This window comes from Methylobacterium sp. Leaf113 (assembly GCF_001423325.1).
In the GTDB taxonomy this organism is placed as follows: domain Bacteria; phylum Pseudomonadota; class Alphaproteobacteria; order Rhizobiales; family Beijerinckiaceae; genus Methylobacterium.
Genome location: NZ_LMNJ01000012.1, coordinates 268523 through 282942, shown reverse-complemented (window position 1 = coordinate 282942; position 14420 = coordinate 268523). Strand labels below are relative to the sequence as shown.

Here is a 14420-nt window from a genome sequence, read left to right as displayed (position 1 = left end):
GCCGGATCGGGACGAGGGCGCCGGCATCATCCGCCAAGATCCGGGTTTCGGAGACTCCATTCAGATTTCGCTAGGCATGAGGCGAGGGGACGAGGGGGACTTTGCGTCCACCCGCCCCTCGGCAACGTTCGATAGGCCACATAAGGAGGGCGCCGGACGGCGGCCTCGCTCCTCTCAGGATCGCCCATTCGTGTTTCATTGGTTGCGTTTTCGGTCTCCGACTTCGGTACGGAGCTCGCAGGTCCGCGCGCGCGGTGACGTCGCCGACGGCGACCTGACGATGAGCCGCACGCTGCTGCGATTCTCGCGGCCCGTCTCGGCCCGCTTCGAGATCGACACCGGCCGGGAGCGGGCGCTGCATCTGCGCCGCACGATCCTGATCGGTCTCGTGTTCCACAACGCCTACAATCTCACGACGGCGCTGCTGATGCCCGGCATGCTGCCCCTGGCGATGGGCCTGAGACTGCTGCTGGTCACGCCGATCGGCCTGCTGCTGGCCTGGTCGGTGACCCGGATGTCGGGTCCGCGACGCGAGCGCATGGTCACCGCCACGATGCTGCTGGTGACGGCGGTGCCGATCCTGCTGTTCAGCCTCGAGCACGAGACGGTGAGCGCCGTCTGCTACATCGAGTATCCTCTGATGATGGTGTTCGCCACCATGATGCTGGTGCTGCGATTCCCGCACGCTCTCATCCTCACCGGCCTCAGCGCGGCGGCGTCCTTCGCCAGCATCGGGCTGCGCTCGGACCTCTCGTCCGACCTCGCCCTCTGCCTCGCCTTCCAGACCCTGACCGGCAGCTTCTTCGTGCTCTACGGCAACCACCAGATCGAAGGGGTCCGGCGGCGGGCCTACCTGGTTTCGCTCCGCGAGATCCTGCGCTCGGCCGGCCTGGAGCAGGACCGGCGGGTGCTCACCGTCCTGTCCGAAACCGACGCCCTGACGGGCCTGGCCAACCGCCGCGCCCTGGATTCCGCCCTGGCCGCCACCGCCGGGGAAACCCGCGGAATCGCCCTGCTGATGATCGACGTCGATCACTTCAAGCGCTTCAACGACGCCTATGGCCATCCGGCAGGCGATGCCTGCCTGCGCCGGATCGCCGAATCCCTGTCCGGCGAGACGCGCAACGGACGCGATTGCGTGGCGCGCTACGGCGGCGAGGAATTCTCGATCCTCATGCGGGGCTGCGATGCCCGGGCGGTCGACCGCGTGGTGCGACGGCTGCGGGCCGGCATCGCCGGGCTGGCCATCCCGCATGGCGGGCGCGGCGATGGCCACGGTCTCGTCACCGTGAGCATCGGGATCGCGGTGGCGGGGTCGGGCCGGGCGACGTCGGCGGACGAACTTCTCCGCGAGGCGGACGGCGCCCTCTACGAAGCCAAGCGCCACGGCCGAAACTGTCACGTGGTGCGATACATCGGCGGGGCCACCATGATGCCGGAGGACCGGCGTCTCGGACGGCTCGGGGCGATGCGCCGCCAGCCGCCGCGCGTCACGCACCAGACCGCGGCCCCGACCAAGATGGCCTCGGCGACCAAAGTGGGCCCCCTGATCAAGCCCCCCGCGCTCGCCTCCGAAACCAATGCCGCCCTCGCCCGTTGAGGACACGATCCGGTTGCGTGCGAGCGCGCCGGGATGCCGTTCGACGAGTTGGAGATGACGATTCCATGCACCAGGGCAACCACCGCGACCACGAGGGCGCCAAGAAGCTGTTCGCCCTCATCAAGGAGGTCAAGGTCGCGATGATGACCACCGCCGACCAGGACGGGAAGCTCTACAGCCGCCCGATGTGGTGCCAGGAAGCCGATGAGAACGGCGACCTGTGGTTCTTCACCAAGCTGCATTCGCCCAAGACGGCCGAGATCAGCAAGGACAACCAGATCAACCTCGCCTATTCCGACCCGTCGAGCCAGACCTACGTGTCGATCGCCGGCAAGGCCGAGATCGTCACCGAGCAGGCGACGATCGACGACAAGTGGAGCGAGAGCCTGAAGACCTGGTTCCCGAACGGCAAGGACGACCCGGAAGTCGCCCTGATCCGCGTGCACCCCGAGAAGGGCGAGTATTGGGACAGCCCGAACGCCACGATGCTGCACGTCTACGGCTACGTGAAAGCCGCGCTGACCGGTGAATCCCCGAAGACCGAGACCAAGAAGGTCGATCTCGCCTGAGCGGATCCGCCGGCGTGACCAGAACGGGCGGCGTGCCGAGGGGCGCGTCGCCCTTTTTCGTGATGGCGTAGGGTCGCCCACCCGTCGCGCCCGGCGCCGCTCCTCATGCCTGCTCCGTGCGGGGCACGATTGACTTGTTGCCGGATGCCGTGCGCCTCTTCCGGCGCGCAGACGCCGGAGATCCGCGCCAGGGACCGTGATCCGAACCATGCTCGATCTGGCCACGCGGGTGTACAATCACAGCTTCAAGATCGACCCGATCGTCCGGTCTCTGCTCGACACCGATTTCTACAAGCTCCTGATGGCGCAGACGATCTTTCGCCGCCATCGCGACGCGCGCGTCACCTTCGGGATCCAGAACCGCTCGCGGCAGGTGCGCCTGGCCGAGTTCGTCGATGCGGGCGAGTTGCGCGAGCAGCTCGATCACGCCCGCTCGGTCCGCTTGAGCCGGGGCGAGTCGACTTGGCTGCGCGGCAATACCTTCTACGGCCAGCGCCAGATGTTCTCGGCCGACTTCATGGATTGGCTCGAGGGCTTCCGGCTGCCCGAATACGAGCTGGAAGCCCGAGACGGGCAGTACGTCCTGACCTTCCACGGCCCCTGGCTCGAAACCACCATGTGGGAGGTGCCGGCGCTCGCCATCCTCAACGAGTTGCGTACGCGCGGCGTCGTGCGCCATCTCGGCAAGCTCGACCTGCAGGTGCTCTACGCCCGCGCCATGACGCGGGTCTGGGAGAAGATCGAGCGGCTGCAGCGCCTGCCCGGCCTCTCCATCGCGGATTTCGGCACGCGCCGGCGCCACGGCTTCCTGTGGCAGGACTGGTGCGTCGAGGCGATGCACGAGGCCCTGGGCGACCGCTTCCTCGGCACCTCGAACTGCCTCATCGCCCTGCGGCGCGAGGTCGAGGCGGTCGGCACCAACGCCCACGAACTGCCGATGGTCTACGCCGCCCTGGCCGACGACGACGCGGGCTTGGCCCGCGCACCCTACGACGTGCTGGCCGACTGGCAGCAGGACTACGCCGGCAACCTGCTGGTGATGCTGCCCGACACCTATGGGACCACGGGCTTCCTGGCGAACGCCCCCGACTGGATGAACGCCTGGACCGGCATCCGCATCGACTCGAAGGAGCCGATCGCCGGCGGCGAGGAGGCCATCGCCTGGTGGCACTCGCGCGGCTCGGACCCCCGCGAAAAACTCGCGATCTTCTCCGACGGGCTCGACATCGACACCATCGAGGCGATCCACGCCCATTTCCACGGCCGGATGCGCATCGGCTACGGCTGGGGCACCCTTCTGACCAACGACTTCCGCGGCCTGGTGCCGGATGGCCGCCTCGAACCGATCTCCATCGTCTGCAAGGTCATCGACGCCGACGGGCGGCCCACCGTGAAGATCTCGGACAATCCCTCGAAGGCGATCGGTCCGGCCGAGGCGATCGCCCGCTACACCCGGGTCTTCGGCGTCGAGGGTCAGGCGGCGATGCCGGTTCTGGTCTGAGACGCAAGCCCGACTCCCAGACGCAAGCCCGACTCTCAGATGCGGGCCTGACTCCGAAATGCGAACCTGACTTCGAGACGCAAGCCCGCGCCTCAGGTCGCGGATTGAACGATCACCCCGTACCAGCCCAGCCCCGCATAGGTCTCGTAGCCGGGGGTGCGGTGGAAGGCGACGGTGCGACCGGTCCGCGGGTCGAGATCGGCACCGCTGTCCCGTCCGGCGATGCCGAGCGGCAGGGTTTCTTCCAGCACGCCGCGCCCGTCCGAAGCGGCGATCACCCGCTGCCGGGCATCGACCAGCAGGACGCGGGTCCGCGCCCGGTCCTCGTCGGCGACGCGGACGCCCTCGACGATGGCGCGGGCCTGGGCCTGCCAGTCAAAATGGATCGCCAGAACGCCGATGGGCGCGGCCCGGCTGTTGCCCTCCTGGCGGATGCTGGCGCAGTAGGTGGCGACCTGCGCCCCGTTCAGGAGCGGCTGACACATGACGTCGGCGGCCACGTAGGCGTCGCCGTCGGGGAGGGCGGCCGCACGCTGGAACCACGCCTGATCGGCAACATTGCGGCCCACGACGTCGGGATAGCGGTCCGGCCGTCCATGGGCCAGGACCTTGCCCTGGAGATCGCAGATCCACAGGTCGAGATAGACCGTGTAGGCATCCAGAATGATGCCGAGTCGGGCGGTGGCGTGATCGGACGTCGCGCGCGCCGGCGCCGCCGCGCAGGCGACCAGCGCGGCATCCGTCGCCCACCAGCGCACGTCGCAGGTCCGCTCATAGAGATTGCGGTCGATCAACTCGACCGCATTCAGGGCCAGGTCGATCAGCCGCGTCGTCTGCGACTCCTCCGCGAAGCTTTTGACCCGGACCTGCAGGCCGGCGATGCGGTTCGACAGCTCGACCTCGAGAGCCTTGGCGACGCTCTCGACCTCGGCACCGATCGCCCGCACCTCCTGCGCGACCACGGAGAAGCCCCGGCCCATCTCACCGGCCCGCGCCGCCTCGATCAGGGCGTTCAACGCGAGAATCTTGACCTGCCCGGTGATCGCCTGGATGCGGCGGCTCTTGTCGGAAGAGATGCGCTGCAGCGCGGCGATTTCCGTCGCGATGTCACGAAGGTTCGTGGCGTCGGACGCATCCGATCCGGGGGCCACCTCAATCGCCGCGTCGTACAAACCCGCCTCCAGTCATTCTGCCTGGTCGATCGCTCATCGAGCCTCCGACACGGGATAAGAGAACAAGTTTATCGTTCCCTTAAACGGCAATCTATCGTTGTTTTTCGGCGATGATACTGTGCCTCGGTGTCGTTCTTCCAAATACAGAAGACCGATATTCATTTTGATACGGAGAGATGTCAGCCTCCGTCACAACGTCGATCCGGCTGCCCCAATCGGTTGCTCCCGCGTCCGATCGCACAAAGCGCCCGACAACCTGAGATTTCGTCCGGTCGCTACCGAGTGAGATCTTCAGCTCATCACGCAAGAGCCCCGCACGTTCCGAAATCGGCAGCCCATCATCGACGAACCGTCCCGGCGCTCCTGTCATGAACAGGTGCTTTACAGGCGCACCGCTCCCGCAGTCATGCGTCGGATGCAGGCCTTCCGCATGAGATCACGGTTTCGCGACGAGTCGAACGGGTCCGAGGGATCGTTTTCGCCAAGCTCATCGTTCTTCGGGCAGCCTTCTCATCGCCGTAGCCCGGTCGACGGGAGCGCGCGCGTTGCGTCGAGAACCGGAATCGGAATGGCCCTGACATCGACCCCAAAGCCGTCCCTCGTCCCTCCGCGACCGACACGCATCGCGGCGGCCGCAACGCCGCCCCAGGCTCTCACCTCCCCGTTGATCGTCGCGGCCCTGATCATGGCCGGGCTCTATGTCGGACGCGACGTCCTGATCCCGATCGCCATCGCGATCCTGCTCTCCTTCGTGCTCGGCCCACTGGTGAACCTGCTGCGGCGCTGGCATTTCGGCCGCTTCCTGTCTGTCGCCACCTCGGTGGTCCTCGCGCTCGGCACTGCCGCAGCCCTGGCGACCCTGATCGGCGTCCAACTCGCCGACATCGCCAAGGACGTCCCGCGCTACCGGAGCACCATCGAGCGCAAGATCGAGGGCCTCAACGACACCCCCGCCGGGCGCCTGGCCGGCTACGTCGCGAGCATCGGCCGGACGATGCACGAGAGCCAGGAGGAGGCGAAGCCGGAGCCGAAGCCCGAAGTGAAGTCCACGGGGCCGAATCCCCAGGCCAATCCCGCCCCGCCCGACAAGGCGATCCTGGTCGAGGTGAAGGAGCGCGTACCGGGTCCGGTGACGCTGGCGGGCACGCTGCTCTCGCCGATCCTGCATCCCCTGGCGACCATCGGCATCGTGTTCGTGGTGCTGCTCTTCCTGCTGATGCAACGCGAGGACCTGCGCGACCGGATGATCCGGCTGGCCGGGTCCAGCGATCTCCACCGCACCACCGTGGCGATGGACGATGCCGCCAAGCGCCTCAGCCGCTACTTCCTGGTCCAGCTCGCCCTGAACGCCTCGTTCGGCCTCGTGGTGGGCATCGGCCTCTACATCCTCGGCGTACCGAACCCGGTCCTGTGGGGCATCTTCTCGGCGCTGATGCGCTTCGTGCCCTACGTGGGCGCCTTCGTCTCGGCCCTGTTCCCCCTCGCGCTCGCAGCCGCGGTCGACCCAGGCTGGTCGATGGTGATCGGAACCCTGATCCTGTTCCTGATCCTCGAGCCCCTGGTCGGGCATTTCATCGAGCCGATGCTCTACGGCCAGTCGACCGGCATGTCGCCCTTCGCGGTCCTAGTCTCGGCTCTGTTCTGGACCTGGCTGTGGGGACCTGTCGGCCTGCTGCTCTCGACCCCGCTCACGGTCTGCCTGGTGGTTCTCGGTCGCCACGTCGACAAGCTCGAATTCCTCGACGTGCTGTTCGGCGACCGGCCGGCCCTGACGCCGGTGGAGAACTTCTACCAGCGCATCCTGGCCGACGACCCCGAGGAGGCGCAGGAGCATGCCGACCTCATCCTGAAGAACTGCTCGCTCACCGCCTATTACGACGAGGTGGTGGTGAAGGGCCTCGAACTGGCGGCCCGGGACGCGGCCCGCGGCGTGCTCACCACGGACCAGAAGACCGACATCCGCACCAGCGTCGGCGGCCTGATCGCGGAGATGGCGGACCGCGACGATTTGCGCGGCGACACCGAGGCCAAAGCCGACCCGGACGCGCCGCGCCCGGAGCCGGTGCCGGAGACGTGGCGGCCCGCCGGCACGGTCCTGTGCGTGGCCGGACGCAGCTTCGTCGACGAATCCGCCTGCGCGATCCTGGCGCAACTGCTGGGCAAGCGCGGGATCGGCGTCCGGGTGGTGCCGTTCTCAGACGTTTCGCGCGCGAAGATCGCGGACCTCGATCCCGGTCCCGCCAAGCTCGTCTGCATCGTGTCGATGGCGATCAGCGGCGAGCCGACCCACCTGCGCCGGCTGACCGAGCGCCTGCGCCGGACGCTGCCCGACGCCCGGCTCGTCCTCGGCCTGTGGCAGGCCGACGATGCCGGTCTCGACGAGGCGACCCGGCGCCGGGCCGTCGATGCCGACATCCACGTCTCCTCGCTGCGCGCCGCCGTGGACGCGGTGGTGGCGGCCGCCCATGGCGAGGCCATTCCCGCGCCGAAGGCCCCGGAACCGGAGGGCGAATTCGCCCGGGTGCAGCCGATGCCCGCCTGAAGCCCTGCTGGAAGCCCTGTCTGAAGCCCTGCCGGAAGCTCTCCCTGAAGCCCTGCCGCCGGCATGGTTCTCCGGGGGCGATGTTTGGACTTGACCATGCTCCCTCGGGTCCGCTTCGCTGCGCCGCGTTTCTAAGGAGGACAGGCCGATGAGTGTGGTCGATCTCGCGCGGTTCATGGACGATCTTGCGGACGCCTCGGGGCAGGCGATCCTGCCGTTCTTCCGGACTGCCTTCGGCATGGACGACAAGGCGCGGGGCGGGGCCGCCTTCGACCCCGTGACCGAGGCCGACCGGGCCGCCGAGGTGGCGATGCGCGGCATGATCCGCCGTCATTTCCCGACCCACGGCATTCTCGGCGAAGAGTTCGGTTCGGAGAATCTGGAGGCCGAGTGCGTGTGGGTGCTCGACCCCATCGACGGGACGCGCGCCTTCCTCTCGGGCCTGCCCACCTGGGGCACGCTGATCGGCCTGACCCATCACGGTGCGGCCGTGCGCGGACTGATGCACCAACCCTATCTCGGCGAGCGCTTCTCCGGCGACGGCGCCAGCGCCCGCCTGCGCTCGGCACGCGGCGAGCGCCAGCTCCTGACCCGGCGCGGCACTGCCCTGGATCAGGCCATCCTCGCCACCACCGACCCGCGCCTGTTCGCGCAAGGCGAAGAGCGCGAGCGCTTCCTCGGCCTCGAAGAGGCGGTGCGCCTCTCCCGCTACGGCACCGATTGTTACGCCTATTGCATGCTGGCGGCCGGGCAGATCGACCTCGTGGTCGAGGCCGGCCTGAAGCCCTACGACATCGTCGCCCTGATCCCGATCGTCGAGGGGGCCGGCGGCATCGTCACGACCTGGGACGGCGGCCCCGCCACGGGCGGCGGGCGCATCGTCGCCGCCGGCGACCGCCGGCTGCACGAGGCGGCCCTGCGCCACCTCAACCCCTGAGGCTTAGGCCTCGACCCGGTCCTTCTCGATCGGTTCGGAGGTGTCGGAGCCCGGCATGAAGGCATCGAAGCCGGCCCAGAAATCCTGGCGGATGGCGTCCCGCTCCGACAGGATCTCGTGGCGGGCATCGGGCAGCACCAGGATATGGCCGGCCCGGAGGCCGCGGGCGAAGCGCTCGGTGATGTGCGTGCCGCAGACCGGATCGGCGCCGGCGGCGATGATCAGGGTCGGCAGGGTGATGCGTCCCGGAACGGCCGGATCGGCGAGGCGCTTCATCGCCCGGAAGGCGCCGGTGAGCCAGGCGATGCTCGGATCGCCCACCGCGCCGGCGCCGACGTCGCGTGCGGCGGCGGCATTGCGGGCATAGCGCTTCGGGTCCTGGCACAGGCGGTTGTTCCGGTACGGCTTCGTGGCCATCGAGACCGCCGAGCCGAACGGGATATAGGCCCGCCCACGTCCGATCGCGTGGAGGAGCCGGGCCAGTACCGCCGCGCCCGCGGGCCAGCGCACCATGCGGATCGACAGCATTGGCGCCACCGTGACGAGGCGCCGGAACGGCAGCCATCCGTCATGGGCGCCGGTCAGCGCGATGGCGCCGCCCATGGAATGGGCGAGACCCAGATGCGGGTGGGGCATCGACGGGCGCAGGATCGCCTCCTCGATCGCCTTCAGGTCGAGGCGGTAATCGTCGAAATGGGCAACGTGGCCCCGATGCGGATCGTCGGTCTGCCGCTGCGACTCTCCCTGTCCACGCCAATCGAAGGCGACGACGGCGAAGCCGCGCCCGCGCAGGTCGGTGATGGTCTCGTAGTACTTCTCAATGAACTCGGCCCGGCCCTGGAGCAGGCAGACCGTCCCCTTCACCAACCGGGTGGTGGGGCGCCAATGCGCGGCGCGCAATTCGATCCCGTCCTCGGTGCGCACCGCCTTCAAGGCACCGCCCGGCGGAACGGGATTGTCGGGGGTGGAGCGCAGGGTCAGCATCGCGGACGTCTCACGTCAGGAAAGGGGCTTAAAAATTTCGAGTGCGGGGCTGGTCGAGGCTCTTGCGAGCGTGGAGAGCCGCGCCAATATCACGGAGGCACCGGCCAATACGGCGGTGCGACTGGTCCGGCCCTCGGGCGGACCCAGACTGTGCATGTTGCTTCCTATGGAGAATATGTGATGCGTCAGTTCGACCTTGCTCCCCTGTATCGTTCCACTGTCGGTTTCGACCGCCTGTTCTCGGCCCTCGACCAGTTCGTCAGTGCCGACGCGGCGCCGACCTATCCGCCCTACAATATCGAGCGCACCGGCGAGAACGCCTACCGGATCACCGTGGCGGTGGCCGGCTTCACGGACTCCGATCTGTCGATCGAGGTCAAGGAGAATGCGCTGACTCTGAAGGGCGAGCGTCAGTCCGATCCGTCCAAGCCGGCGGAGTTTCTGCACCAGGGCATCGCAGCCCGCGCCTTCGAGCGCCGGTTCCAGCTTGCCGACTACGTGCAGGTGACGGGCGCTGCTCTCGAGAACGGTCTCCTTCACATCGACTTGGTTCGCGAGATTCCGGAAGCCAAGAAGCCACGCCAGATTCAGATCGCGACGACCCGCGCGTCCAACGCCCCCGTTATCAAGGGCGCCGTCCAGCAGGCCGCCTGATCGGCGATCGGCTCCGACACAGGATGCGGTGAAGGGCGCTCCGGCCGCAAGGCCGGGGCGCTTTCATGGTTTTCAGAATCCGTCGTCGAGCCAGTCCCCGCGACTCGGCTCCCGGCAGCGATAGCCGACGAAGCAGCGCGGCGTGTCGCCGGCCGGCACGAAGGCCGGAACCGTGATCTCGGTGATCTCGCAGAAGCTGCGGTCACGCACGAAGCGGTCATAGGTCTGGCCGCCGGTTCCGAGCACGAGCCCGCCCTGGCGGTCGACCAATCCCTTCGCCTGTCGACAGGACATGGCGGTGGTCGAGGGCCGCTGCGCCAGCGACGGACCGGCGATCGTCAGGATCGCGCCTGCGAGGCAAACGACACGAAGGGTCCGGGAACGGCTCATGCCGCGAGAACGCGATTCATGGTCCGGATGATCCCCGTCCGAGCCGTTCGGCCTGTCAGAGGTCGCCGAAGATCAGCTGACCCTGCGGGCTAGGACGCCGGGCGGGAGCATTCGGCTTGGCACTCCTGGCGCGTTTGGCTCCCGGCTTCGCTGCCGCGCGCTGGACGGCGGGACGCTGGGCCGGGGGATCGGCGCGCAGCCGTGCCTTGGCCCGGTCGCGGGCGATCGCTTCCGGCGCGTGCGGATCGTCGTCGAGCCACTTGCCGCGCTTGATCACCTCGTTGACGCGGCCCTGATTGACCCCGACCTTGAAGGCGATCTCCTGCTGGGTCATGCCGGTGGAAGCGTGCAGTTCCAGGATCGCGCGGGCGAGGTCCGGCGTCATCTTCTGCCCGGTGAGGCGGCGGGCCGGCTTGATCGTGCGCGTGGCCCGGTCGCGTTCCCGCAGACGTTCGAGCAGGGCGAGGGCCATGTGCATGCCGTGCTCGCGCAGGGACTCCTCGAATTCCTTCAACGTCGCCATCGTCGGCATCCTCATCGCCGCGGGGTTCCGTGAGGCCGGAACCGCGGCTGTTCTATCAACGCGACCGAAACGCCAGGGTTGCGCCGGACAGACGGTGAGGGTTGAGCCTCGTCGACCGCGTTGACAACGACCAACCTGCGCCATCCACCGGTATTCGCACCCGGAGCGGCGGTCCGACATCTGGAACTTGCTGGTCCGCGCCGGGCGGCTCCGCTTCGAAGCCCGCGCCCGGGTTATCCGATCCGGTCGCCGCGATCGCCCGTGGCAACCGGCGCGGCATTCGGCTAAACCGCCGATCCTGCCGCGGTTTTCGAGGATCCCGCCCGATGATCAGCCCGATCGTTTCCGTCTCGCGCACCGGGCCGGCGCCTGGTACGCCTTCCCTGGTGGATGCCCTGGAGAACGGCGCGGTCCTGATGTTCCCGGATCTCGACTTCCCGCTGAGCGCCTTCGAGCAGCGCTTCGTCGAGCGGCCCTTCGCCGACGGCAAGGCCAAGAACGTCAACATCCGGGGCGCCGCCGCCACCCTAAGGGGCGCCGCCGGCACGCCGGAGGAGCAGGAGGCCCTGCGCCAGGTCCTGATCCGCTACCGAGCCTTCGCCGAGGCGCTGATCACCGAGCATCTTCCGGCCTATGCCGGCAAGGTCACGCTGGCCGGCACCACGTACCGGCCCTTCGACGTCGACCGGCGCAAGCTGAGCTGGCGCCGCGACGACACCCGCCTGCATGTGGACGCCTTCCCGTCGAACCCGATCGGCGAGAAGCGCATCCTGCGCATCTTCCGCAACATCAATCCCAACGGGCAGCCGCGCCACTGGCGCGTCGGCGAGGACTTTTCCGCGATGGCGGAGAAATTCCTGCCGCGGCTGCCGGGCTATTCGCCGCTCTCCGCCCGGATGCTGGCGCTGCTCAAGATCACAAAGGCCCGGCGCAGCGAGTACGATCACCTCATGCTCCACCTGCACGACGCCCTGAAGCAGGACATGACCTACCAGGAGACGGCGCCGCAGGCCGACGTGCATTTCGCCCCCGGACAGACCTGGGTGACCTTTTCCGACCTCGTCATGCACGGGGCCATGGGCGGCCGTTACATGCTGGAGCAGACCGGCTACCTCGCGGTCGCCGATCAGGCCCGACCCGAGCGCAGCCCGCAGCGCCTGCTCGCCAAGGCCCTCGGCCGCCCCTTACGCTGACCGCAACGCCCTTTCACGATCGGAGACCGACCCATGATCCTCGAAATCGCCCAGATCGACGTCAAGCCCGGCCTGGAGGCCGAGTTCGAGGCCGGCATCGCCGAGGCCGCCGCGATCTTCAAGGCCGCCCAGGGCTGTCGCAGCTTCGCGGTCCGTCGCTCCATCGAGAAGCCGCAGCGCTACCGCCTGCTCATCGAATGGGAGACCCTGGAGAACCACACCGTGGACTTCACCGGCTCCCAGGCCTGGAAGGATTACCGGACGATGGTGTCGCCCTGCTTCGAGGGGCCCCCGAGCGTCGAGCACACCGAACTGACGCTCCAGGCGTTCTGAGCCGGTCTAGCGGCCGGACCCACGCACCAGCATCTTGATGCGGTCGTCGAGCTTCCTGACCCGCTCGCGAATGCCGGCGGTGCTGCAGCTCGTGAGGGTTTCCCCGGCGAAGAACCCGAACTGCTCCTCCCGATCGCGGCAGGCCAGGACCGGCGGCAGGGCGAGCACGAGGCCGAACGGCGCGGCGAGCAGGAACAGGTTGAGGACGAGCGACGCGACCCAGCCGAGGGTGACGGTGCGGACCTCCGCTTCCTCGCCCTCGCGCGCGGCACGGTGGAAGGACCGCACCAGCCTGGGCCGATAAAGGGTATCGCGGAGTTGCGCCCCGCCGGACCGGGCCGTGGGCGGCGCGGTGTAGGGATCCGTGGCGTCCTCGGCTTCCGGCCGCAGCCCGTAGGGATCGTCGGTGAGCACGCCACCGGATTGAAGCTTCATCGCGACGTCCTCTCAAGATGCCGGGCGAGACCCCGAGGGCCGGTTCGACGCATCGATTTCTACCGGATGCTGTTCACGACGGTGCGGAGGTTGCCGTCCAGGTTGAGCACCCGGCCGGCGAAATCGCGTCGGGCGCAGGCCGTACTGCGCAGGATCTCGGGAACCCACGATCCGCGCGAGACACTCTGGCAATCCATCAGCAGGGTCGCGCCGAGCAGGATCGACATTGGCCCCAACATCAGCGCGAGCTTGAACAAGCGCAGGACGCCGAAGCCGCTCCGCCGTCTCCGGGCGGGACGCACGTCGCGCCGCCTCGGCGAGGCGGAGTGATCGGGCTCATCGTCCCCTTCGGCCTCGCGGGCGCCGAAGGTCTCCACGTAATAGGCTTCGAGCTTGCTGCGCTTCATCGGTAAGCATCCGCCGATCCGGCTGATAACGTCGTTGTGACCCCGTCATACCCGAGCTTGCGTCGAGGGCGGGCTAACATCCGCCCGGGGACTGCGACAACGTCGGGTTGTGGTTTCCGAATGCTTGCCGGATCGAACCGTTCGAACCGGTTTCCGGTGACATCCGGCCACGGACTGCGTACCTAGGGACCGACATGTCCCACCGGTTCCCAGCGCCGCCACCGGTCGACCCTTACACGAGCGATCCTCGCCCATGATCCAACGCCCCCTGCGCATCGGCACGCGTGGAAGCCCGATGGCCCTGGCTCAGACCGGGATGGTCCGGGACCAGATCGTCGCCGCCAATCCCGGCCTCGAGACCGAGATCGTGGTGGTGAACACCGTGGCGGACCGCATCCTCGACCGTCCGCTGTCGGAGATCGGCGGCAAGGGGCTCTTCACCAAGGAACTGGAACAGGCGCTGTACGCCGACGTGGTCGACGTCGCCGTGCATTCGATGAAGGATGTCGAGACCTGGTTGCCGGACGGGCTCGTCATCGCCTGCATCCTGGAACGCGACGACCCGCGCGACGCGTTCCTGTCGCCGCGCGCCGCCGGCTTCGCCGATCTCGCCCCCGGCGCCCGGGTGGGGACCTCCTCCCTGCGCCGCGCGGCCCAGGTGCTGATGCGGCGGCCCGACCTGCGGATCGTACCCCTGCGCGGCAACGCCAACACCCGGATGCGCAAGTTGGAGGAGGGCACCTGCGACGCCACCCTGCTGGCGCTCTGCGGCCTGGAACGCCTCGGCATGGCGGACATGGCGCGCAGCGTCCTCGACGTCGGCGAGATGCTTCCGGCCGTGGCCCAGGGCGCACTCGGCATCGAGTGCCGCGAGGCGGATGCCGAGGTGCGCGCCCTCCTCACCCCCCTGGTCTCCGCCCGCGCCACCGCCGAGCTGGATGCCGAACGCGGCCTTCTGGCCGAACTCGATGGGTCGTGCCGGACGCCGATCGCGGCGCTGGCCCGGATCGCCGGCGATACACTGGCCCTCGACGGTCTGCTGTTCCTGCCCGACGGCAGCGCCCATTGGGGCGTGCAGCGCGCCGGACCGGTCGCCGATGCGGCTCGGATCGGCCGCGAGGCCGGCGCCGAACTGAAGCGCGCGGCGGGCGACACCTACGCGCGGCATCTTCAGTAGGAA

The 14420-nt window shown here is 68.5% G+C and carries 15 protein-coding genes; 9 read left to right on the top strand and 6 right to left on the bottom strand.

The window, feature by feature from the left end; genetic code table 11:
* Positions 1–280: 280 nt before the first annotated feature.
* From ASF60_RS10455 to pncB, 3 genes are all read left to right on the top strand, one after another.
* Positions 281–1600: a GGDEF domain-containing protein gene (locus ASF60_RS10455; RefSeq protein WP_162241303.1), complete on the top strand. Its 1320-nt coding sequence runs from the start codon at positions 281–283 to the stop codon at positions 1598–1600.
* A gap of 65 nt (positions 1601–1665) precedes the next feature.
* The gene (locus ASF60_RS10450; protein WP_056184098.1) at positions 1666–2169 is read left to right on the top strand and encodes a pyridoxamine 5'-phosphate oxidase family protein; all 504 of its coding nucleotides are present in this window, start codon (positions 1666–1668) and stop codon (positions 2167–2169) included.
* A gap of 208 nt (positions 2170–2377) precedes the next feature.
* Complete coding sequence (gene pncB / locus ASF60_RS10445) at positions 2378–3670, top strand: nicotinate phosphoribosyltransferase (RefSeq protein ID WP_056184095.1); 1293 nt, start codon at positions 2378–2380, stop codon at positions 3668–3670.
* A gap of 92 nt (positions 3671–3762) precedes the next feature.
* On the opposite strand, the gene ASF60_RS26010 is transcribed toward pncB, so the two are convergent.
* Entirely contained in the window at positions 3763–4821 is a 1059-nt protein-coding gene (locus ASF60_RS26010; protein ID WP_443136749.1) for a methyl-accepting chemotaxis protein, read from the bottom strand.
* A gap of 589 nt (positions 4822–5410) precedes the next feature.
* On the opposite strand from ASF60_RS26010, the gene ASF60_RS10435 reads away from it, so the two are divergent.
* Positions 5411–7384 (top strand): AI-2E family transporter, encoded by a 1974-nt coding sequence (locus tag ASF60_RS10435; RefSeq protein WP_056184091.1) that lies wholly within the window; start codon positions 5411–5413, stop codon positions 7382–7384.
* Positions 7385–7532: 148 nt separating this feature from the next.
* Complete coding sequence (gene hisN / locus ASF60_RS10430; RefSeq protein ID WP_056184090.1) at positions 7533–8321, top strand: histidinol-phosphatase; 789 nt, start codon at positions 7533–7535, stop codon at positions 8319–8321.
* A gap of 3 nt (positions 8322–8324) precedes the next feature.
* On the opposite strand, the gene ASF60_RS10425 is transcribed toward hisN, so the two are convergent.
* On the bottom strand, positions 8325–9305 hold the full coding sequence (locus ASF60_RS10425) for an alpha/beta fold hydrolase (RefSeq protein WP_056184087.1): 981 nt from the start codon (positions 9303–9305) through the stop codon (positions 8325–8327).
* Positions 9306–9485: 180 nt separating this feature from the next.
* Between ASF60_RS10425 and ASF60_RS10420 the strand changes: the two genes are divergently transcribed.
* Positions 9486–9959, top strand: a complete 474-nt coding sequence (locus ASF60_RS10420) for an Hsp20 family protein (RefSeq protein WP_056184085.1) — start codon at positions 9486–9488, stop codon at positions 9957–9959.
* Between the two features lie 72 nt (positions 9960–10031).
* On the opposite strand, the gene ASF60_RS10415 is transcribed toward ASF60_RS10420, so the two are convergent.
* A complete protein-coding gene (locus tag ASF60_RS10415; protein ID WP_056184084.1) occupies positions 10032–10349 on the bottom strand; it encodes a hypothetical protein in 318 nt (105 codons plus the stop codon).
* Between the two features lie 55 nt (positions 10350–10404).
* The gene (locus ASF60_RS10410; protein WP_056184082.1) at positions 10405–10872 is read right to left on the bottom strand and encodes a hypothetical protein; all 468 of its coding nucleotides are present in this window, start codon (positions 10870–10872) and stop codon (positions 10405–10407) included.
* 326 nt (positions 10873–11198) lie between these two features.
* On the opposite strand from ASF60_RS10410, the gene ASF60_RS10405 reads away from it, so the two are divergent.
* Together ASF60_RS10405 and ASF60_RS10400 are read left to right on the top strand one after the other, a co-directional pair.
* The gene (locus ASF60_RS10405; RefSeq protein WP_056184080.1) at positions 11199–12065 is read left to right on the top strand and encodes a Kdo hydroxylase family protein; all 867 of its coding nucleotides are present in this window, start codon (positions 11199–11201) and stop codon (positions 12063–12065) included.
* 33 nt (positions 12066–12098) lie between these two features.
* The gene (locus ASF60_RS10400; RefSeq protein WP_056184077.1) at positions 12099–12398 is read left to right on the top strand and encodes an antibiotic biosynthesis monooxygenase family protein; all 300 of its coding nucleotides are present in this window, start codon (positions 12099–12101) and stop codon (positions 12396–12398) included.
* A gap of 6 nt (positions 12399–12404) precedes the next feature.
* Here ASF60_RS10400 and ASF60_RS10395 read toward each other — a convergent pair whose 3' ends face one another.
* Positions 12405–12833 carry a hypothetical protein gene (locus ASF60_RS10395; RefSeq protein ID WP_056184074.1) on the bottom strand — a complete coding sequence of 143 codons (429 nt, stop codon included), beginning with the start codon at positions 12831–12833 and terminating at the stop codon, positions 12405–12407.
* 59 nt (positions 12834–12892) lie between these two features.
* Entirely contained in the window at positions 12893–13240 is a 348-nt protein-coding gene (locus ASF60_RS10390) for a hypothetical protein (RefSeq protein WP_056184072.1), read from the bottom strand.
* Between the two features lie 253 nt (positions 13241–13493).
* On the opposite strand from ASF60_RS10390, the gene hemC reads away from it, so the two are divergent.
* Positions 13494–14417 (top strand): hydroxymethylbilane synthase, encoded by a 924-nt coding sequence (hemC, locus tag ASF60_RS10385; protein WP_056184069.1) that lies wholly within the window; start codon positions 13494–13496, stop codon positions 14415–14417.
* Positions 14418–14420 lie beyond the last annotated feature (3 nt).